This is a genomic window from Gardnerella vaginalis 1500E (genome assembly GCF_000263595.1).
Classification (GTDB): domain Bacteria; phylum Actinomycetota; class Actinomycetes; order Actinomycetales; family Bifidobacteriaceae; genus Bifidobacterium; species Bifidobacterium vaginale_E.
This window is the reverse complement of the sequence record NZ_ADES01000006.1, coordinates 20905-40982: the sequence shown is the minus strand read 5'-3', so window position 1 is coordinate 40982 and position 20078 is coordinate 20905. Positions and strand designations below refer to the sequence as shown.

Sequence of the window (20078 nt, the reverse complement as noted above, 5' to 3'; positions counted from 1 at the left end):
TTTATTCAGGAAAGTTAAATATGGTTGTTTTTACTTTCCTAGATGCTCTTCAATTTATGCTTGTTGCGTTTACGGCAGTATTTTTGTTCGTATTGTTGCGTAAAAGAAAGTCTCCTTCTTCTTTGCCTAAGATTTCTTGCGAATTTTCTTACGAATACTTGACTACGCTTTTGACTCCGCTTGTTATAGTGCTAGGAATGGCCGTGTTATACATTGTTTGGGAAGCGCAGTCTCAGTACATTCTTCCTGCGTATTTGCTTATGATTCCGTTTGCAGCTCGTGGCTTTGACATGTTACTGACGTGCTACGAAAACCGTGCTGCACATAATAGTAATGCAGCAAATCCAAGCCAAGACTGACGGCATTGTGCATGAGATTATTGCTGTTACTATCATGCTCCAAGCTGCGTAAGTAACGTTTGCAGCCATTGCGCGCGATGCTCCAACTTTCGCAATACCGCGGTAATAGCAAAGGTACGAGCTCACTCCAAGAAGGCCGACAATAATCGCCATTCCTGCTATTTTGAAAGCTTGAAGCGAGCTTGTGCTTAGTGAAATATATGATTCTAATCCTGTGGAAGTACCTGCAGAAGCGCCTGTAGAAGTGCCTGTAGAAGAGACAAATATACTAGAAACAATGGCAATAATCGCAATAATAACGTAAGCAAATGCGGATGTAGTTTGGCGAATATGAAGTATTATTTCGTCGTCTATGCTTTTTTGGCGCGTAGCCCAAGCGCACACAACTGCTTCGCTTCCCCAACCGACTACGCTTAAAATTGCTCCAGCTAAACCAAGTATTGTGTTTGAATTTACGTAAGATTGAGCATCTTGAGCGCAAGAAAAGTATCCTAAAGCAGAAACCGCAATAAGAGCTAACGCAAAAGCTGCATATTTTGCCGCACTTAAGCGCTCGCGAAGTATTAGCGCAGAAAGTACGGTTCCAACTGCAGGGTAGAAGGCGGAAATTGCAGCAGCGTATCCAGCTCCTATATTGCTTGCTGCTAAAACGTATCCGCTCATTCCAATAGGTCCGCCAAGTAAAGATCCTACGATAATAAGTGCCAGAATCCGTGGTTTATTTAGTATTTCAAGCGTTTTATGCCATTTTTTTCGAGTACTTATGTAAATCCACATAAAAATTGCGCATACAGCGTCGTGGAGTAGAGCTCCAAGAATACCAACGAATATTACTGAATTAGTGCTGCTGTTATAGCTAAGAAATGTGGTTAAAACTGCAAGTAGGGCAGTGTCAATTCCCCAAAGGAATCCGCTTAAAAACGCGTATTTCATAAGTACCTAATTTCGTGTTTTAATTGTCGTACATTTTAAGAGATTCATTAATATAGCGTTTTGCGTACCGGTAGTATGTATACATGCAAGTTCCTATGTTCTCGCCTTCCGCTTCTTTAACAAGTGACCACAAATGCCAACACCATCCTGCAAATCCCACAAAAGCCAGTAAATGACGCTTTTCTTGAGTTGACGGAGTGTGTGCTAAATAAATAGGCATAGCTTCGTTTATTTCAGTATCGCTAAATTCGTCCGAAACGCATAACGTGCCAAAATCTTGCGCATAATCAGACATTCCGGCATATTCCCAGTCAATAAGATGGTATCGATTGTTTTGATCTATTAGAATATTTGCACCTAATATGTCATTATGGCAAAGGCAGGTATGTGAGCCGTCTTTAGTAATTACAAAGTTATGAAGCTCGTCAGCTAGAACACTTAGGTCGATGATTTTTTGCGGTATTTCTACATTTCTATCATTAAGTTCTTTCATATAGCGCTGAGATTCTGCGTAAAAATCAAAGTTGCGATGCACACTTTCGTTACTTTCATGCAAAGAACGAACTAATTTCAAGCTTTCTTGTAATTGGCTAGGATTGTGCATATTTGCAATATTGCAATCTGGCAAAAATCGTGAAATCTTCCAACCTTCTTTAGCGTCTGCTGTAATAAAGGTGCCATCTAAACCAAGTTTTTGAGCCAACCTTAAAGCTTCAGCTTCGGCTTGTCTGTTAATAAGCACGTCTGTGCCAACGCCAGGATGCCTATAAACGTATTCGCTATTGTCAACCGAAAAATGGCAAGATAAATTAGTAAGACCTTTTTTAAGCGGATAAACGTTATAAATATCGGATTTCTTGCAGTTAAGCGTTTGAGTAATATGATCAAAAATTGCGCTATCAATATTTTCTAGGAAAAGCGGATCAAATTCGCGCAACTCGTCAATGGAATCAAATTCGTGAATAATTGGCGGATCGTATTTGCGCATTTGCATATCTAGCTCGTCAATATGTTCAATAAAAATATCTTCCCAAAGTTTTCCTGCAGTTTGCGGCAAATCGTATTCTTCCCGAAGAATTTGCACAAATCGCTTAGAAAATTCGGTGTCGAAATACACGTGACCAATCATGTACCAAGCGTCACTTCCGCCAATCGTAACTTTTGTAATGCGATTATGTGCTCCGCAAGTCATACACCATTCTTTAGTGTAACCCTGCTGGAATTGCGCGGAATAGTAAGCTTTCCAAACGTATTTTTCAAAAGGATTTTCGTCGAAATAATTGTCAGATGAGCAAATATAAGTGTTCGATAACTGGTTTGCTACTGCCATAATTGAACTGTTATTATTGCGAGTGTTGTATTCGCTATTTGGCACGATTTTTACGTTAAAAGCGTCTTCTAAGTAGAAAAACTGCTCTTGTTTGTAGCCAACAACAACAGTTATATCGTTAATCCCAGCTTCGCGAAGCTGCTTTATTTGGCGCTCAATAAGAACTTCGCCTTTTACTGTAAGCAAGCCTTTTGGAGTTTCGTACGAAACTGGTGAGAATCTTGACGAAAATCCTGCGGCCATAATAATAGCGTTTTTAACTTTGTGCGGTTCAAGTTCAGCAAGACCTTTAGGTGTAATTTTCAATGTTTCTGACGCTTCAATAAGATGCTTATTTTCTGCGCTTTTGATTGAAGAATTGACTGTTCCGAGCGAAATTCCTGCGCGAGCGGCAATATCTCGCTGACTTATTTGCTGCGAGTTGTTGGTGTTATTTAGTAGGGCAGTAAGTAGCATAAATTCGTTGTGATTAATAGCCATGCGCGTCTCGATTGTGATTGGTGTTTTGCTCATTATATAACAAGCGTTCAAAAATAGCTATTGAATCTTTATTTTGAACAGTGAGAGTATAAATCCGACCAAAACGACTCAGCTATGTAAAGAATAGGTCGCCCGCAAGCAACAAAACGTATATAATGAATAACCATATGACTTATCGAGAGTAAAAGTGGAGAAACATACAGAAGGTGTGAATTATGGCGTCAGTATTTCGTAGATTATTCCGTGGGCTTATTGACCGTTGCCCCTCATCTAAACGTTCAATAAGAAATCTTCGCGAACAAGTTAGCGATTTGCAGAACAGCATAGATTGTATGCAACGTGTGTTAGACGAGCAATTGCCGCAAATTCTTGAAAACCAACGCAATATTCACGTCGATATGCTTACGAATCGTGAGCATTCGTCACTTTTAGGTTGGTCTAATTACAGGCGTGACAATGAAAGTGATTTGGACGCGCGTAAGCGTTTTTACTATTCGCTTCCTAAAGCAACAGGTTCTGTGCGACTTATTCAACGCGGCTGCGCTAGTCTTTTAAGTGAGTTTGCTGAAATTGCGCGCGAGCATAATCTTCAATATTGGGCTGATTTTGGAACTTTGCTTGGTGTTGTTCGTCATCGCGGATTTATTCCGTGGGATGATGATGTTGATCTTGGAATGATTAGAGAAGATATTGATACCTTACTAAATCTTCTTCAAAATGATGAGAAATTGTCGAAACGCTACCGTGCAGTTCTTGTTTTTGATCCTTACGTATGCTGCAGGCAGTTGCGTTTGCGCTACAAAAATCCGGACGATCCTAGCTTTATTGATATTTTCTTCTACGATTATTTGCCTGAGTACAATGAGCAGATTAGACGAAGATTTATTGAGATTCGTAAAACTTTGCAAGATGATTTGCGCTCGCAGCCATTCTATGATGAGTGGCTTAAAGGTGGGTATCGTGAAGACGGTGCTAAGTTTACTAGAGAAATCGAAAGTATTTTTACAAAGTATCGCAAAATTGCGCAAGACGAAAATATTATTTCTAAATCTTCAACTAATGAAACTTATGGTGTTATTTACGGTATTGATAATGTTGATGCAGAATCCATATATATGGTTAGCTGCAAAAACATGTTCCCGCTAAATCAAGATCAATTTGAAGATTTTTCAGTATGCGTGCCAAATGATGCGCAAAAAGTTCTGTACAGTTATTACGGGAATATTTATCAGCTTCCAGCAGACATGTTCTCGCACTTCCAGCATGTTAGTCGCGATTGCCTCGAAAATCAGTGCACTATAAATGCGATTGAGGAAGATATAGCAACAAATCCTTACGCGACTAAGTAAACTCTCGCATGTGTAAGTAAGTAGGTACGTAAGTACAGTAGGTACGGTAGGTACGTAGTTACGTAGTTACGTAGGTGCGTACCTACGCGCGCAAGTAGGCAAATACGTAAGTACGTTCGAGCTTACGCTTAGCTTTAGTAAATTATTTGCTATTTCGCCTCATAAGACGGAACTTTTTCTGCAATTTTGCAATAAACATAGGAAGAGTTATCTTTTTTGCTGCCGTCACGATTTTCTCGCCAATAACGTAGCGTGCAGAAGTGCGAATACTGCTAATTTCTTGCGCATAGTTTAGAGTTTTGCTCTCAAATTTAAGCATACGCTCTTTAAGCCACAAAGTGCGTGAAGCTGTATTTAGCTGCAACTTTTGGAATTCGTTATACGAAAGCTCATCGTAGAAGTAGCTTGGCAAATTCTTAGAAACTTTATCATAATCCATAATTTGCATTACTTCTTGAAGCTTATCGTGAATAATATCTGCCAAAGATTCAGACGTTACTCGCGTATGGCAGTCGTGAACAAAACTGTTCACAAGCGAATTTACGTATCCGCGATTGTATTGATCAAGCAAGCCTTCGCTTTTAAGCCATTCTCCGGTTTCAATTACGGAATCAACTTCAAGAGGAGCTTCATCTTGAACTGCGTGACGTTCAATAGAAAGCCAGAAGTTGTCTGGAATATTAGTGTGGTGAAGGTTTTCGAATCCTTCGTCAGCTCCAACACTGAATCTTCCATAAGCATCTTCGTAAGTTTTAGACAAATCGCAATACAGTATTTTCTGTGCTTTTAATGCTGCGCGAGTTGTAAAAGTCATTAAAGTTGAAGGCAGGTCGTGTTCTCCAGCTTCAGCTTTAGAAGCTTTCAAAAAGTCGGTTCGCCAAATTTTTTGCCAACCGTAACTGTAGCAGCTGTCTAACAAAAGTTCCGGAATATCGCTAGCTTTATAAAGACCGTAACTTACGTCTTTATTAGCATCTTCCGAATTTGTTGGCATAATAAACTGCTGACGCAAAATATTAGATTCTTTAGTTTTTTCTCTATTTTTTAATGCACAATCAATCAAATAATCGCTGTGTTTGCTTTTATTGTTGAAGAAAGCGAGGTCGACGCTGGCTGTTTTACTAGCATTTTTAGTCGTGACTTGGGCAGCGTTTTTGGCTGCATATTTAGCCGCGTCTTCTCCATTTTTTGCACAAATTTCGTTATAATACTGCACCTGATTTAGCGCTTCAGATAGCACTTTTTCGTTAATTATGTAGCTTGAAGGCATAAATATTGTGTATGTGCCGTGAGCGTAAGAAATTGCTTTAGAAAGCATATCTTTAATACTTGCGGTATCTTCATGCGACTGAATTGTAAAACGCTTATCTTTGCTAGTAAATTTTTTGGCAATTGCAATCGTACTGTCGTTTGAATGCGAGTCAACAATAATAAATTCGCAAGGAATACTGCTTATTGAGCTGCAAGCTTTAAGCGAATCAACAATCCAAGAATGAGCATTATGCGTAAATATTACGAGCGAAAGCTTAGGATTTGCCTCCGCTTTTTGTGGCTTAACTTCGTATGACGAGCCGAGGAAATCCATGTAATAATCCATAAATTCTGGCTTAAGGCGTGATGCCATAAGGAAAACTTCTTTTGAATCCATGGAACTAAAAACTTCATAAATAAGTTTGCGGATTTCCGGATTCTTATCGTCAAAACCAAACTCTGTAATCAAGGAGTTTACGTAATCAAATTCGCGAGAATAAAAAGCGTGCAAAATTTCGCGAGAAATATTCTGCTTACTAAGAAACTCGCGCATATCTCGCAAACGGTCGAAAGGAAGATGGAAATCCTTCAATAAGCTAGATGCGCCCGGATTAGTTTGACGATAATAGTAGTACTTTCCAGGATTCCAGCAGATTTTATTTGCTAAAACCATTGTTTGTGCAAAGAAAGGATTATCGGTCCATCCGGCTCCAGGAATTGGCTTAAAACGTATGATTTCGTGATTGCGGTTATCTCCGTTAAGAAAATCTTTGCGGTAAATAGCCGACCAAATAGAAGGATGATGGTAGAAAGGCTCAGCAAATTCGCTAAGATTAAAAATAGTGCGATGCTCAGGCATGAAATAGCACAAGTTTGGCGTTTCTACAGCCGACTTATAACCATCTTTGCCGTCATAAAAAAGCCAGTATCCGCCTTTGATAATATCGAGGGTTTCGCCAGTTTTTCCGTTTTCGTTCGGATTTTTTCCAGCAATCTCAATATTACTTAGCAAACGCTCATACATATGCGGATCAATAAAATCATCAGGCTCAATAATGCTAATCCACTCGCCTTTAGCGCGTTCCAAACCGCGATTGCAAGTAGCTCCGTAGCCCTCGTTTTCCTTTTCAATTACCACAAAGCGACTATCTTTTTTTGCAAAAGACTTCATAATATCGATGGAACCATCTTTACTTCCATCCGAAAACATCAAACATTCCCAATCTTTAAAAGTTTGATTTTGAATAGACTCTAAACATTCTGGTAGAAAAGCTTCAACGTTATAAATTGGAACAATAATCGATACTTTCGGCATACGTACGATGTTAGCATAAGTGGTTTATGAATGTTGATTCAGCGTATTCAAATGCAGTGCTCAATTGTTATGACTAAAGCCTATTTTCAACTATAAGCTCATTTCGTCTAAAGTATCATTTCAATTACAACATAACTGATATTATTAAGAGCGTGAAAAATCTCATGGCTTGTTGTCGTAAAAAGTACGCGTATGCAAATATCGTGCTTCGCGGTTTAGTAAAAACCGATTTTAAGTTGCGCTACCAAGGCTCTTTCTTGGGTGTAGCGTGGTCGGCGTTGAAGCCGTTGATGATGTTTTGCGTTATGTATCTTATTTTTGGCAAGTTTTTGCGAATGACAGACGGCACACCAACATACCCTGTGGTTCTTTTGATGGGAATTAGCGCATGGCAGTTTGTGCAAGAATCCACTTCGATTGGCCTGCGTTCGCTTGTTGATCGCGGCGATTTGCTGCGCAAAATCCATTTTCCAAACTACATTGTGGTGGTTTCGGCAACGGTTGGATCTTTAATAAGCTTTTTGATTAATTTAGTAGTCGTGCTTATTTTTGCGATTATTGGCGGAGTGCATTTTACGTGGAGAGTTATTCTTCTCCCAATAAGTTTGATTCAGCTTTATGCAATTGCAATCGGAATGGCACTAATAATGTCTACTATGTACGTGTTCTTCCGCGATATTTTGCATATTTGGGAAGTTGCTCAGCAGCTGCTGTTTTATGGAATGCCGATTATTTACCCGCTCAGTTACGTGATTAATAAGGGTGGTATTTTTGCGGTGTTGGCAAAGCTTGAACTGCTTAATCCTATAGCGCAATGTATTCAGGATATTCGACACAATATGCTGGCTCCCGAAACGCAACCAACCGTGTGGAGTGAATTTGGATTCTCGTGGATGTCTTGCGTGCCGCTTTTGCTTACAGTGCTAATAGTGTGGCTTGGAGTGTATATATTCCGAAAAAATAGTCGCACTTTCGTAGAAATTATGTAGCGTGCTAAATTTATGAAAATTTTACGATATTTATGACAGTTATGATGTGGAAGTGGAATTTATGAGTAAGTTGCAGGAAGAAGCGCAAGAAGCGGAAGTGCGCAACGACGATATTGTTCTATCAGTCAATCATGTAGGTAAGTATTTTAAACTACCAACCGAGCAGGCAACTGGCTTAAAGCAAGCGTTTATAAATCTTACTAAAGGTATTAAAGGCTACAAAATCCAGAACGTTCTTAAAGACATAAGTTTCGACGTGCATCGCGGTGAATTCTTCGGAATAGTCGGGCGAAATGGTGGCGGTAAATCAACCCTCTTAAAAATTATTTCGCAAATCTACTATCCAAATACCGGAAGTGTAAAAGTAAAAGGCAAGCTTGTGCCGTTTATTGAACTTGGCGTTGGCTTTAATCCGGAACTTACCGGCCGAGAAAACGTGTATCTTAACGGAGCACTACTCGGCTTCACGCGCGCAGAAATTGACGCAATGTACGACGATATTGTGGAATTTGCCGAGCTTGAAGACTTTATGGATCAAAAGTTAAAGAATTACTCTTCGGGCATGCAAGTTCGCTTGGCGTTTTCTGTGGCAATTAAAGCGCAGGGAGATATTCTAGTTCTTGACGAAGTTTTGGCTGTTGGCGACGAAGCTTTCCAGCGCAAGTGCGACGCGTTCTTTACAGATATTCGTAAAGATCCAACTAAAACCGTTATTCTTGTTACGCACGATATGAACGCCGTGAAACGCTATTGCACGCGTGCGATGATGATTAGCGACGGTGAAGTTGCGGCGATTGGAAACACTGAGTCCGTGGCAGATCAGTACACTTTGGCAAATATTGAGGCAGAGCGTGAAAAGCAGAATAAGCTTGGTGAGAAGCTAGGAAAGGGACAGTATGCGCAGGGCTTGAATGCAAAATGTCCGCTGCTTAGAACATATGCTTTGGAAGACAAGATTTATAAGAGCAGCGATACTTTCCGTTTTGCTGTGGAATATCAGTACGACGAGCCGGGTGACTTCTATTTAGCGATTGCTTTACACGACATTCGTCGCGGAGGAATTACTTACGACACTGGTTCTAAAGTGCTGAAAATGCAGAAGCGCGGACACCAAACAGTGTATTTTGAAATGCCATTGAATTTGTTTAACAATGGCGAGTTTACGCTTTTTACTTCTTTGCGCACTCCTAGCCTAACTGAGGACGACTACACGGATTTGCTAGCTGTGGCAGTGGATGCGAACGCTTGCACGTTTGTGATTAGAGATAGTCGTAATCGCGATTATGCTTTGCTAAGCGATCGTGCGATGACGATTAAGCAGGTTTCGTGAAGCAGGTTTCGTGAAACATTTGTGTGAAACATTCGCGGGGATTTCTCTCCTCGCGAGTTTACGTTGCTACTTATTAGCAGTTCGGAAGATTTTATCCCAACTTTCGAAACTTGCCATATCGTAGCTGCGATACTCTCTAGACAGCTTCTTCCACTTACTAAACATTTTTAACGCCAAAAGTACGTCCGCGCGCAACATTTTACGGAATAACCTGCTATCTCGCTGGAAAAGATTCAGAGTAGTGCCATCTGGAGCCGTAACAATTGCAGTATTCACGCCAACAAACGAAGGCCAAGAAACGTCTTGCGCTGGAATAGCAACTTCTGCTTTAGGATTCTTCACATGCTTTTCGTGAGCAAACAAAGCTTTAATCGTTGCGTGCTTCTGCGCCTTACGCAAAGCCTTAGCATCGTGCGCAGTAAACGGACTTACGTGCTCGCGTGAAACCTCACTAATAAGCGCTTCGTCGCTTACAGGCTGCGTGTCACTAAATGCTTGACGCGCTTTACGAACCTCGCCAAGCTTTTGCGGCATTGAATCAACAATATATTGTGGTCCGCGCAAAATATCCTGTAATCCCATATGATGCAAATGCATAGCAGAATACGCAAGTTTTAAGCCGGAAGCTAAGTCGCTTCGAAGCATCTCAATCGCAAAACGTAAACTTGGTTTAGTGCAATGAAGCAGTCCGCAAATCCAACGATTACGCTGGAAGAAATACTCTTCCCAAGTGCGCGAAGGATCTTTATCGTGCCAAGCCTGATGCCAAACCGCCACTCCAGGCAGGCAAATCGTGTGGTATCCGTGCTCAAGTGCTCTAATCGAATACTCAGTGTCGTCAAACTTAATAAACACAGGAAGTGAAAGGCCGATTTCTTTCATAATCGCAGTTGGAATAAGACTCATCCACCAACCGTTGTAATCAGTGTCTATTCGCTGGTGGCGCTCAGGGCAATCTTGCAAAGTAATAGCTGCAAAATCATGATTGTAATCAAGATTCTGTGAAGGCTTCATCCACACATTGTTGCGAGTGAATCGTTCGCCTTGAGTGTAAAGCACAGTGCGATTGTCAAGATGAAGCATCCCGCCGCCAATAATAGCAGGCTTAATTGTGTAATCAGCAAACTGAAGCGCGCGAAGAATGCACTCGGTTTCGCTGATTGCGTCGTCGTCGAGAAGCATAGTGTAGCTGCTTTTTCCTGCTTTAAGCGTTTCAAACATGCCGCGAGAGAATCCGCCGGAACCGCCTAAATTAGCCTGCTGAATATACGTAAGCTGGCTGCCAAGATTTGCGCTTGTTTCATTAAATCCAGGCTGATTCTTAACTAAATCCGTACCCTGATCTGTGCAATAAATTGTGTCAAGGCGCTCGCGAAGTGCTTTGTTTTCTGCTATTGCCTTTAGCTGATTGTGGCAGTACGAAGGGCGATTAAACGTAGTAATAGCAATAGAAAAAGTACTATTTGGTTGCTTCTGTTTTCCTGATTGCACTTTATTTTCGCATGGTACGCTCCACTCGGCACTGCTAACAGTTAGGCAGCTAGAATCGCTTGCTTTAGCTTCAAACCAAAAATATCCACCGTCTGCAAGACCTGTCATAGGTATTTCGTAGCTAATAATTTGAGCAGATTGTGTTTGCTTATCTTGCGTTGACGGATTGCCTTGAGTTGGCTGCTTATTAGTGGAATCAAACTCAAACTTTTGAACCGGATACGTAAGTCCGCGGCCGGTCGAGCGCATAAGTTGCAACGCACCTGCTCCATCAACTTGCGCTGTAAACTTAACAGTTTTTACGCGCGTCCAATGCTGCCAATAACTCGCAGGAAAAGCGTTAAAGAAAGTGCAAAGCGACACGTGCTTTCCGGCGGCAATGCAAAGCGAGTTGCGCGAAAGAACAGTGCAAACGCCTTGAGTTTCAACGTTTGGCAAGTGGCTGCTAGTATCTGCAAGAAGCTTCTTAAAATCAGTGAGATTTAGATTATTTATATCGATTGCGCGCGTGTTCATGCGAGGATCGAGCACAGTGCGCTGCAAGTAGGAGCGATGCCACGGAATTACATAAAGTGGCATAGTAATTTCCGCGTCTTTTAGCGGGTAAACAACGCGATTTACAACTTCCCAGCTTTCGTTGCTGCTATTTGCGTTACTAATATCCTGCTTGTCTTGCGTTTCTTTGGTTTCTGCACTCATTGCCTTAGTCATATTAGACATTATATATACGTATATATACGCTTAAGCCTATTCTTAAAATGTATTGTGCGTAAAACAACCGAAAGTACGAAAGGTAAATAATATGACGCAAGCAGCAACCTCCCAAAACGCAACTTACCCAGATTTAGTAGTTGTTGGAGCGGGCTTGTTTGGTTTAACTGTAGCTCAGCAAGCAGTGGAGCATACTGGCGCTCGCGTTGAAATTATTGACGTTCGTAATCACATTGGTGGAAACGCTTATTCGTATTTTGACGAGAGCACGGGAATTGAAATTCACAAGTACGGTGCGCATCTTTTCCACACAAGCAACAAGCGCGTATGGGATTATGTGAATCGTTTTACGTCTTTTACTAACTACGTGCATCGCGTTTATGCAACGCATGACGGCGAAGTTTATCCGCTGCCAATCAACTTGGGTACAATTAACCAATTCTTCCACGCGCACTACACGCCAGAAGAAGCGAAGGCTTTGATTGCAAGCCAAGCGGGGGAGTTGGCTGGTAAAGATCCGCAAAATTTGAACGATAAGGGCATTAGTTTAATCGGGCGACCTTTGTACGAGGCGTTTATTAAAAACTACACAGCAAAGCAGTGGCAAACGGATCCTTCCGAGCTTCCTGCTGGAATTATTAAGCGCTTGCCTGTGAGATTTAACTACAATAATCGCTACTTTAAAGACACTTGGGAAGGTTTGCCAACGGATGGCTACACAGCTTGGATGCAGCGCATGATTGACGATCCGCGCATTCATGTTTCGCTTGGAGTAGACTTTTTCGACGAGTCGCAGCCGTTTAATAAGCGTGCGCTGGCGGAGGCTGGAGTGCCGGTAGTTTATACCGGTCCGGTTGATAGGTATTTTGACTATAAGCTTGGCGAGTTAAAGTGGCGTACCGTGGACTTTAAAGAAGTGCGTTACGAGGAGAGTGACCACTTTGGTTGCCCAGTTATGAATTATTCGGATGCGGACGTTCCGTTTACGCGCGCGATTGAGTTTAAGAACTTTAATCCAGAGCGCGCAGAGGTTTCTACGGAGGCTAGTGGTGAGGCTAGTGGTGAAGCTGATTTCGTGCCGGGTAAAAGCGTGAAAGCTGGGGAGACTGTTGTGTGGCAGGAGTATTCGCGCGCTGCAACTCGTGAGGATGAGCCTTACTATCCTGTGAATACTGAGGAAGATAAAGCCTTGTATGCGCGCTATGCGGAGCTTGCAGCAGCTGAGCCGAACACTGTTTTCGGCGGTAGGCTTGGTACTTACAGCTACTACGACATGCACAACGTAATCGACATGGCTTTGCGCGCTTACGAAACGCAAGTAGCGCCTTTGCTTAAGTAATCTCAACTTTCGTTGTCGCGGCGCGCGCGAGTTTGCAATATCTCAAATTCGTGGTATTCTGTTTAAGTTGTTTGCTTAGCGGGTGATTTGCTTGCTAAGTTAGCAGTTTGGAGAATTCGCCTAGTGGTCTATGGCGCACGCTTGGAAAGCGTGTTGGTGTAACAGCCTCACGAGTTCGAATCTCGTATTCTCCGCGCTTAAGCTTCTGACGCTGATTTAGCGTCGGGAGCTTTTTGTTTTCCGGTTGTTGCGCTGCGTGCACCTACTTTACGTAATACGCTCCGAGTATTAGTTGGGCGCGCGTGCAATAATTGCTGCATAATCGCTTGTTTTGGGGATGCGAGGTGAATCTGATATGTCTAAGCTTAAGTTACAAACTGGCTCTAAAACTTTCGACACTTCAAAATCCGCTGCAAAAGCAATAGCGAGTACGCCTGATCGCCCTAATCCTGCATTCAACCATTCAACGAACGCAATACTTATTGGCATTTTGCTAACTCTTTTAGGCGGCGCATTCTGGGGCGCAAACGCAACAGTTTCAAAAATCCTCATGTCAACGTATCGCGTATCTCCTTTGCAAATCGCTTGCGTTCGTCAAATTGCAGCCGGCATATTGTTTACTATTACTGCAGCAGCTTGCACGCCGAAAAAGCTTACAGGAGCAGTAAAATCTGGCCGCACGTGGATCTCGATGGCTGTTACTGGCGTAGTTTGCGTGTTGCTTACGCAAGTTTCGTACTTGTGCACAATCGACTGGACTAATTCCGGAACCGCAACTGTGCTTCAAAGCCTTAATCTTCTATTCGTGTTGGTTTATGCGTGCTTGCATACTCGCCGCGTGCCAACTATTCGCGAAACAATTGGCGTTGTTCTAGCTTTTGCAGGAACTGCTTTAATGGCAACGGGTGGCAATCTTTCTTCGCTTTCCCTGCCGATTATGGGTTTGCTTTGGGGATTGGCAGATGCTGCAAGTACGGCGGCGCTCGCGATTATGCCGGTGAAGTTGATTGCAAAATGGGGAAATCTTACTGTAAACGGCATTACTTTTATTATTTCGGGGCTGATTATGCTTCCGTTTGTGCGTCCGTGGGAAACTATGCCGCCGCTTGATTGGCGCGCGCTTTTGCTGTTTACTTTTACGGTTGTTGCAGGCACTTTTGGCGCTTACTGGCTGTTTCTTGAGGGTATTATGCGCGTAGGTTCTGTGAAAGGAACGCTTCTTGGCGCGAGCGAGCCGGTTACTGCTGCGATTACGGCCGTTATGTTTACGGGCGCTGTTTTTTCGTGGGCGGATTTTGTGGGCTTCGGGCTTATCTTCATAATGATGATTCTTCTGTGCAAGCGTACTGACTGACTTAGGTTATAAAATAAAAATCAAACAAAGAAAGGAATTTTGATGCGCTACCACGATACTTTAGACTCGCTGGATGTATTAGAAAAAGTGAAGGCTGCTGACTGTGCCAACTCTGCTATTGCAGTGGTTGGCTCAATGAACGCCGACTACACGATTGTTGCCGACCGTCTTCCAAAACCAGGCGAAACAGTTAATGGTGGCGAATTGAAGGTTCTTCCTGGAGGAAAGTCTGGAAATCAGGCTGTTTCGGCGGCAAAAATTGGCGCGCACGTGCGCATGTTTGGTGCTGTTGGCAGCGACCAAAACGCCGACTTTTTGCTTAATTCTTTGAACAATGCTGGTGTTGACACCACTAATATTTTGCGCGTCGACAACACTCCTAGCGGTGCAACGGTTATTACAGTTGATGCTCAGGGCGGCGAAAATACGATTGTTTACGCGCCTGGTTCTAATGCGCACGTTACGGTTGCGTATATTGAGTCTGTTAAAAGTGCTTTGACTAGCGCTCGGGTGCTTGGTCTCTGCTTGGAAAGCCCGATGGAAACTGTTACAGCGGCGGCGAAAATTGCGCATGATGCTGGTGTAAAAGTTTTGCTCAATAATTCTCCTTTTGTGCCTACTTTGCCGAAGGATTTGATTGATGCTGCCGACATTTTGCTTGTAAACGAGCATGAGATGGCTCAATTGCTTAATATTGACGAGCCAGAAGATGGCAATTGGGATGGTTTTGATTGGAATCATGCTGCTGAAGTTATGCACAACTTTGGTTTTGATGAGGCTGTTGTGACTTTAGGCGGCGATGGTTCTGTTGTTTTGCAGTATGCTGAGGAAGATCCTGTTTGCCGTATTGCTGCACAGCGTGTTAATGCTCAAGACACTACCGGTTGCGGAGATGCGTTTATGGGTACAATTTTGGCTGGTTTGGCTGCTTCAATGTCATTGCCAGACGCGGCAGCTTTAGCATCCTATGTTTCTGCGTATGCTGCAACTCGCTTTGGCGCTCAGGCTTCTTACGGAACTGCAGACGAAATTCGCGCGTATTTTTCTAAGTAATTTAAGTAATTATTAAGTAATTATTAAATAATTATTTGCGTAATTTATGTGTAAATCACCGGCTGTGTCTAATCCGGCGCGTTACCTGCTAAAATAAAAAGCGACTCTGTCACTGTACATGCAAGTTTGCAAACGGGAAGGCAATCATGTCAACAATTCTTGAAGGCAATCCAAAAAAGCAGATGATGCTTGTTACCGGTCGTGCGTATCCGGAACTTGCTGAGGAAACTGCAAAATATCTTGGTATTGATGTGCTTGAGACTACTGCCTACGATTTTGCGAACGGCGAAATGTATGTGCGTTTTACTCAGCCTGTTCGTGGAGCGGATGTGTTTGTGCTTCAAGCGCATACGAATCCTATTAACAATTGGATTATGGAACAGCTGCTTATGGTTGATTCCTTGCGTCGCGCTTCTGCTCGCAGTATTAACGTGGTTGCGCCATTCTTTGGATATTCACGTCAGGATAAAAAGCATCAGGGTCGTGAGCCTATTACAGCGCGACTTATGTTTGATTTATTCCGTGCTGCCGGCGCTACTAGAATTTTGACGGTTGACATGCATGCAACTCAGGAGCAGGGTTTCTTTGACGGTCCGGTTGATCATTTGACTGCTATGCCTGTGCTTATTGATTATGTGCGTAATTCTATGAAGCTCGACAACGCAACTATTGTTTCTCCTGATGCTGGGCGAATTAAAGTTTCTGAACAGTGGGCTGCAAAACTTGGCAATTTGCCTCTTGCTTTTATTCATAAAACGCGCGATATTACTCGTCCAAATCATGCTGAAGCTCATGGAATTATCGGTGATATTCAGGGGCGTGACTGCATTGTTGTTGACGACATGATTGATACTGCTGGCACGATTTGTGAAGCTGTACGCACTTTGCGCGAGGAGGGCGCTAAGTCTGTGACGTTGGTTGCAACTCATGCTTTGCTTTCCGGTCCTGCTGTTGAGCGTTTGAAAGATGCGGGCGCGCGCGAAATTATTGTGACGGATACCGTTCCTGTGCCGGAAGAAAAGCGTCTTAAAAATATGACGGTTCTTTCGATTGCTCCTCTTCTTGCTGCTGGCATTCGTTCCGTATTCCGTTCCGGATCGCTTGTGTCACTTAGAAATGCGCTGCCGGAAGATATGAAGCAGCATAATATTTACGCATGAAAATAATTAGTGAAAAGCTAATGCAAAATTAACACAGTAATAAATTAACACAGCAATAAATTAACACAGCAATAAATACACACAGCAATACAGCAGGAGGCAAATATGGTCGCCAATACTACAATTGCACAAAATCAGGAATCGCTTTCTAAATGCGACGCTTCTAAGGCGATTATTACAGTTGTTGGCTGCGATACCGTTGGTATTATTGCAAAAGTAACTTCGCATGCGGCTAATCATAACGTCAATATTTTGAATATTTCTCAGACTATTGTTGACGGATTCTTCAATATGATGATGATTGTTGATGTGGCGACTATGGACTGTGAATTTGGTGAGTTTGCGGACGGATTGGAAGCGCTCGGTAACGAAATCGGCGTGCGTATTCGCTGCCAGCGTAGCAATATTTTCACCGCAATGCACAGAATCTAAAATTCGTAGCAAACTCGTAGCAAACTCGTAGCAATCTAAGTAAATGTAAGGAAGTACGCCATGCTCAACCTGATGGAAGTAAGCGAAACTAATTCGATGATTGAGCAAGAACAGCTCGATGTTCGTACAATCACAATGGGAATTAACCTGCTTGATTGCGCTTGCGAAAATTTGCAAGATGTGTGCCGCAATGTTGAAGAAAAAATCACGCGTCTTGCAAAAAATCTCGTAAAAACTGGCAACGATATTTCGCACGATTACGGCATTCCAATCGTAAATAAGAGAATTACCGTAACTCCGATTTCGCTTGTTGGAGCGTCGTCTTGCAAAAAGCCTGAAGATTTTGTGCAAATTGCGCACGCGCTAGACAGGGCAGCGCACGCAGTTGGAGTTGATTTAATCGGCGGATATTCCGCTCTTCCTGCTAAGTCGATGACCGCAGCTGACCGCATGCTTATTGAGTCTCTTCCGCAAGCCTTAAGCGAGACGGAAATTGTGTGCTCGTCTGTGAATGTTGGCTCAACGCGCACTGGAATCGACATGGATTGCGTAGAGTTGCTTGGTCGCACGATTAAAAAGATTGCCGAGGCGACTGCTAACAAAGATTCTTACGGATGTGTTAAATTTGTGGCTTTTTGCAACGCTCCTGACGATAATCCGTTTATGGCAGGAGGCTTCCACGGTGTTACTGAAGGTGATGCTGTGATTAACGTTGGTGTGTCTGGCCCTGGCGTTGTTTCTAGTGCACTCGATGCTGCTAGAGGAAAAGACTTTGCTTTCTTGTGCGAAACGATTAAGCGTACTGCCTTTAAGATTACGCGAGTGGGGCAATTGGTTGCACAAGAGGCTTCTCGTAGGCTTGGAGTGCCGTTTGGAATTATTGATTTGTCGCTTGCACCAACGCCTGCAGTTGGAGATTCAGTTGGTGAAGTGCTTGAAAAGATTGGTTTGGATCAGGTTGGGGCTCCTGGCACAACTGCTGCGCTTGCAATGCTGAACGATCAGGTGAAGAAGGGCGGAATTATGGCCAGCAGCTACGTTGGTGGTCTTTCTGGAGCGTTTATACCTGTTTCAGAAGATGCGAATATGATTGCTGCTGCAAAGTCTGGCTGCTTGACTATTGAAAAGCTTGAGGCAATGACTTGCGTGTGCTCGGTTGGTCTTGACATGATTGCTATTCCGGGAGAAACGTCCGCAGCTACTATTTCTGGAATGATTGCTGACGAATCCGCAATCGGAATGATTAATCAGAAAACTACTGCAGTGCGCATTATTCCGGTAGTTGGTAAGGGCGTGGGCGAGATGGCGAACTTCGGCGGTTTAATGGGGTATGCGCCTATTATTCCGGTGAATCAGACCAGTTGCGAAGCTTTCGTAACGCGAGGCGGGCGTATTCCGGCTCCAGTGCACAGCTTTAAGAATTAGTGATTACTCAGTAGTCACTGAGTAATCACTAAGTAATAACTAAGTAATTATTTAGTAATCACGCTTTTAAGCTCGCGCGCTACTTTTCCAGCATCCTCAGCGCACATAAGCGCCGATACAGTGCAAACTCCGTCAAGCTCAAGACCGCGAATAGGGAACACTGTGTTCTCGTGTATTCCGCCAATTGCTAATGTTTTTACGCCCATAGAGTGCGCAACTTTCGCAACTTCGTTCACTCCATCAACTCCCAGTGGAGGCACGTCATGAGCTTTCGTATGTGTTTCAAAAGCGGCACCAATTCCAATCACATCTGGCAGTGGAACGTCGTTTTCTTTGCACTCTAGGTAAGCTTTCTCCATCAAATCCGGTCTAGCGCAAGAAAGACCAACCATCCACTCAGCCGGCATCGACTTTCGCGCCTCAACGAACGGAGTATCTTTTTGCCCAACGTGCAAGTTGAAACCAAGATGAGCCGCGCAATCAACATGATCATCAATAAAAACAGGCACGTCTCCGTGACCGGAATCAATAAGCGCATGACGCAACTTTTTCGCCTTTGCTGAAATCTCATCATCGTCGGAATATTTATCGCGCAATTGCACAACTGTAACTCCGCCTTCAACCGACTCCACAGCCACTTCTTCTTCCGGACGATTTCCCATGCGTGGATCCGTTACCAAATACAGTGTCCAATCCACAGGCTCAACAGTGAACTCAATATTTGTCAAACTAAACATGTCGTTTACGCTAAGAGTGGAAAGCGCGTCCATCCACAGCGTGCGGAAAGTTCCGGGAGCTGTGGTTTGGCGAGCTGCCCAAGTTCCAGCAGCTGCTGCATGCACGTGCGCTGCAACAGTTGCTGCGAGCGGACGTTCCGGATTTGCACCAACGTACGCTGCAACAAGCGCTCCTAAAGCGCACCCCGTGCCAACAACTTTGGTCATAGCTTTGTTACCGCCTGTTACGCGGGCTAAACATCCGTGGCCGTAAATCGCATCTTTTTCGCCGGAAATAGCCACTACTGATCCGTATTTTTTAGCTATCTCGCGAGCGGCTTGAAGCGCATCGTTTACGTTATCGTGAGAATCTACGCCTTTTCCGTTACTTTCTTTGCCTGCAAGTGCCATGATTTCGGAAGCGTTTGCGCGAATTACAGTAGGGTGGTGCTTGATAATTTCGTGAATAAAGCGCGTGCGTGGAGCAAGTGCTGGCACGCCAATGCCAACCGGATCAAGCACCCATGGGGTATCGGCTTTTTCGCATCCTTCAACAGCTGCGCGCATGTACTCGGAAGTTTCTGGCTGATGGAACGTGCCTACGTTTATTAGCACGCCGGAGGCGATTTGTGCGAGTGCGTGAGCTTCTTCCGGATCTGTGACCATAATTGGCGAGGCGCCTGCGGCAAGCAGTGCGTTTGCGGTTATGTCTTGTACGATTACGTTCGTTATGCAGTGTGTAAGAGGCTGCTGTGCGCGTACGCGTTCGATGCATTGGCGAACGTCGTTAAGGAACATTCGGCGTCGCGCACGCACGGAAAATAGTGTGTCTACTTTTGCAGATGTTGCAGCTGGATTAGTAGTAGATGCGCAGTTTTTTGTTTCGTTTGCGCAGTTTGATTGCGAGCTGTTGTTTGCTTCTGCAGTGTTATTTATTGTCATAATGTTTCCCTTCGCTAGCACTATCTAGATCAGGTCCTACGGATGTAATCTCAGCGCCGCCCGCGATTTTGCGGCGATTGCGCACTCCGAACCATAGTTCGACTATATCGTTCGCATAC

General features: G+C 43.6%; 14 protein-coding genes, 1 tRNA gene, 1 pseudogene and 1 riboswitch. Of the genes and pseudogenes, 11 read left to right on the top strand and 5 right to left on the bottom strand.

The genetic code is table 11. The features are described 5' to 3' along the window. Positions 1 to 359 (top strand): annotated as a pseudogene (locus CGSMWGV1500E_RS0106040) (hypothetical protein); the annotation flags it as partial. On the opposite strand, the gene CGSMWGV1500E_RS04080 reads toward CGSMWGV1500E_RS0106040, so the two are convergent. Further along, positions 294 to 1292, bottom strand: a complete 999-nt coding sequence (locus tag CGSMWGV1500E_RS04080) for an EamA family transporter (RefSeq protein WP_004127399.1) — start codon at positions 1290 to 1292, stop codon at positions 294 to 296. The pseudogene CGSMWGV1500E_RS0106040 and the gene CGSMWGV1500E_RS04080 overlap by 66 nt on opposite strands. 19 nt (positions 1293 to 1311) lie before the next feature. Next, positions 1312 to 3102, bottom strand: coding sequence for a phosphotransferase (locus tag CGSMWGV1500E_RS04085; protein ID WP_004127398.1), 1791 nt, complete (start codon positions 3100 to 3102; stop codon positions 1312 to 1314). A gap of 215 nt (positions 3103 to 3317) precedes the next feature. Here CGSMWGV1500E_RS04085 and CGSMWGV1500E_RS04090 point away from each other — a divergent pair, with 215 nt between their 5' ends. Beyond that, positions 3318 to 4451, top strand: a complete 1134-nt coding sequence (locus CGSMWGV1500E_RS04090; protein ID WP_004127397.1) for a LicD family protein — start codon at positions 3318 to 3320, stop codon at positions 4449 to 4451. A 142-nt stretch (positions 4452 to 4593) separates the two neighbouring features. Here the strand turns inward: CGSMWGV1500E_RS04090 and CGSMWGV1500E_RS04095 are convergent, their stop codons facing one another. Next, positions 4594 to 7017 carry a glycosyltransferase family 2 protein gene (locus tag CGSMWGV1500E_RS04095; protein WP_004127396.1) on the bottom strand — a complete coding sequence of 808 codons (2424 nt, stop codon included), beginning with the start codon at positions 7015 to 7017 and terminating at the stop codon, positions 4594 to 4596. Positions 7018 to 7181: 164 nt separating this feature from the next. Between CGSMWGV1500E_RS04095 and CGSMWGV1500E_RS04100 the strand changes: the two genes are divergently transcribed. Further along, positions 7182 to 8006: an ABC transporter permease gene (locus tag CGSMWGV1500E_RS04100; RefSeq protein WP_004127393.1), complete on the top strand. Its 825-nt coding sequence runs from the start codon at positions 7182 to 7184 to the stop codon at positions 8004 to 8006. Between the two features lie 61 nt (positions 8007 to 8067). Then, positions 8068 to 9336 (top strand): ABC transporter ATP-binding protein, encoded by a 1269-nt coding sequence (locus tag CGSMWGV1500E_RS04105; RefSeq protein ID WP_004127390.1) that lies wholly within the window; start codon positions 8068 to 8070, stop codon positions 9334 to 9336. Between the two features lie 66 nt (positions 9337 to 9402). On the opposite strand, the gene CGSMWGV1500E_RS04110 is transcribed toward CGSMWGV1500E_RS04105, so the two are convergent. Then, positions 9403 to 11538, bottom strand: coding sequence for a glycosyltransferase (locus tag CGSMWGV1500E_RS04110; protein ID WP_050543257.1), 2136 nt, complete (start codon positions 11536 to 11538; stop codon positions 9403 to 9405). A 91-nt stretch (positions 11539 to 11629) separates the two neighbouring features. On the opposite strand from CGSMWGV1500E_RS04110, the gene CGSMWGV1500E_RS04115 reads away from it, so the two are divergent. The 7 genes from CGSMWGV1500E_RS04115 to CGSMWGV1500E_RS04140 all read left to right on the top strand — a co-directional run bounded on the left by CGSMWGV1500E_RS04115 (position 11630) and on the right by CGSMWGV1500E_RS04140 (position 18301). Continuing rightward, a complete protein-coding gene (locus CGSMWGV1500E_RS04115; RefSeq protein WP_004127387.1) occupies positions 11630 to 12877 on the top strand; it encodes a UDP-galactopyranose/dTDP-fucopyranose mutase family protein in 1248 nt (415 codons plus the stop codon). Between the two features lie 109 nt (positions 12878 to 12986). After that, positions 12987 to 13071, top strand: a tRNA-Ser gene (locus CGSMWGV1500E_RS04120). A 161-nt stretch (positions 13072 to 13232) separates the two neighbouring features. Beyond that, positions 13233 to 14231 (top strand): DMT family transporter, encoded by a 999-nt coding sequence (locus tag CGSMWGV1500E_RS04125; protein WP_004127386.1) that lies wholly within the window; start codon positions 13233 to 13235, stop codon positions 14229 to 14231. A gap of 42 nt (positions 14232 to 14273) precedes the next feature. After that, complete coding sequence (locus CGSMWGV1500E_RS04130) at positions 14274 to 15284, top strand: ribokinase (RefSeq protein ID WP_004127384.1); 1011 nt, start codon at positions 14274 to 14276, stop codon at positions 15282 to 15284. 146 nt (positions 15285 to 15430) lie between these two features. After that, on the top strand, positions 15431 to 16444 hold the full coding sequence (locus CGSMWGV1500E_RS04135; protein ID WP_004127383.1) for a ribose-phosphate diphosphokinase: 1014 nt from the start codon (positions 15431 to 15433) through the stop codon (positions 16442 to 16444). 105 nt (positions 16445 to 16549) lie between these two features. After that, positions 16550 to 16876 (top strand): ACT domain-containing protein, encoded by a 327-nt coding sequence (locus tag CGSMWGV1500E_RS0106035; protein ID WP_004127382.1) that lies wholly within the window; start codon positions 16550 to 16552, stop codon positions 16874 to 16876. 60 nt (positions 16877 to 16936) lie between these two features. Then, the gene (locus CGSMWGV1500E_RS04140; protein WP_004127381.1) at positions 16937 to 18301 is read left to right on the top strand and encodes a PFL family protein; all 1365 of its coding nucleotides are present in this window, start codon (positions 16937 to 16939) and stop codon (positions 18299 to 18301) included. A gap of 47 nt (positions 18302 to 18348) precedes the next feature. Here the strand turns inward: CGSMWGV1500E_RS04140 and thiM are convergent, their stop codons facing one another. Further along, positions 18349 to 19815, bottom strand: a complete 1467-nt coding sequence (gene thiM / locus CGSMWGV1500E_RS04145) for a hydroxyethylthiazole kinase (protein ID WP_419185103.1) — start codon at positions 19813 to 19815, stop codon at positions 18349 to 18351. A gap of 133 nt (positions 19816 to 19948) precedes the next feature. Then, positions 19949 to 20058, bottom strand: a riboswitch (TPP riboswitch). Positions 20059 to 20078: the final 20 nt, after the last annotated feature.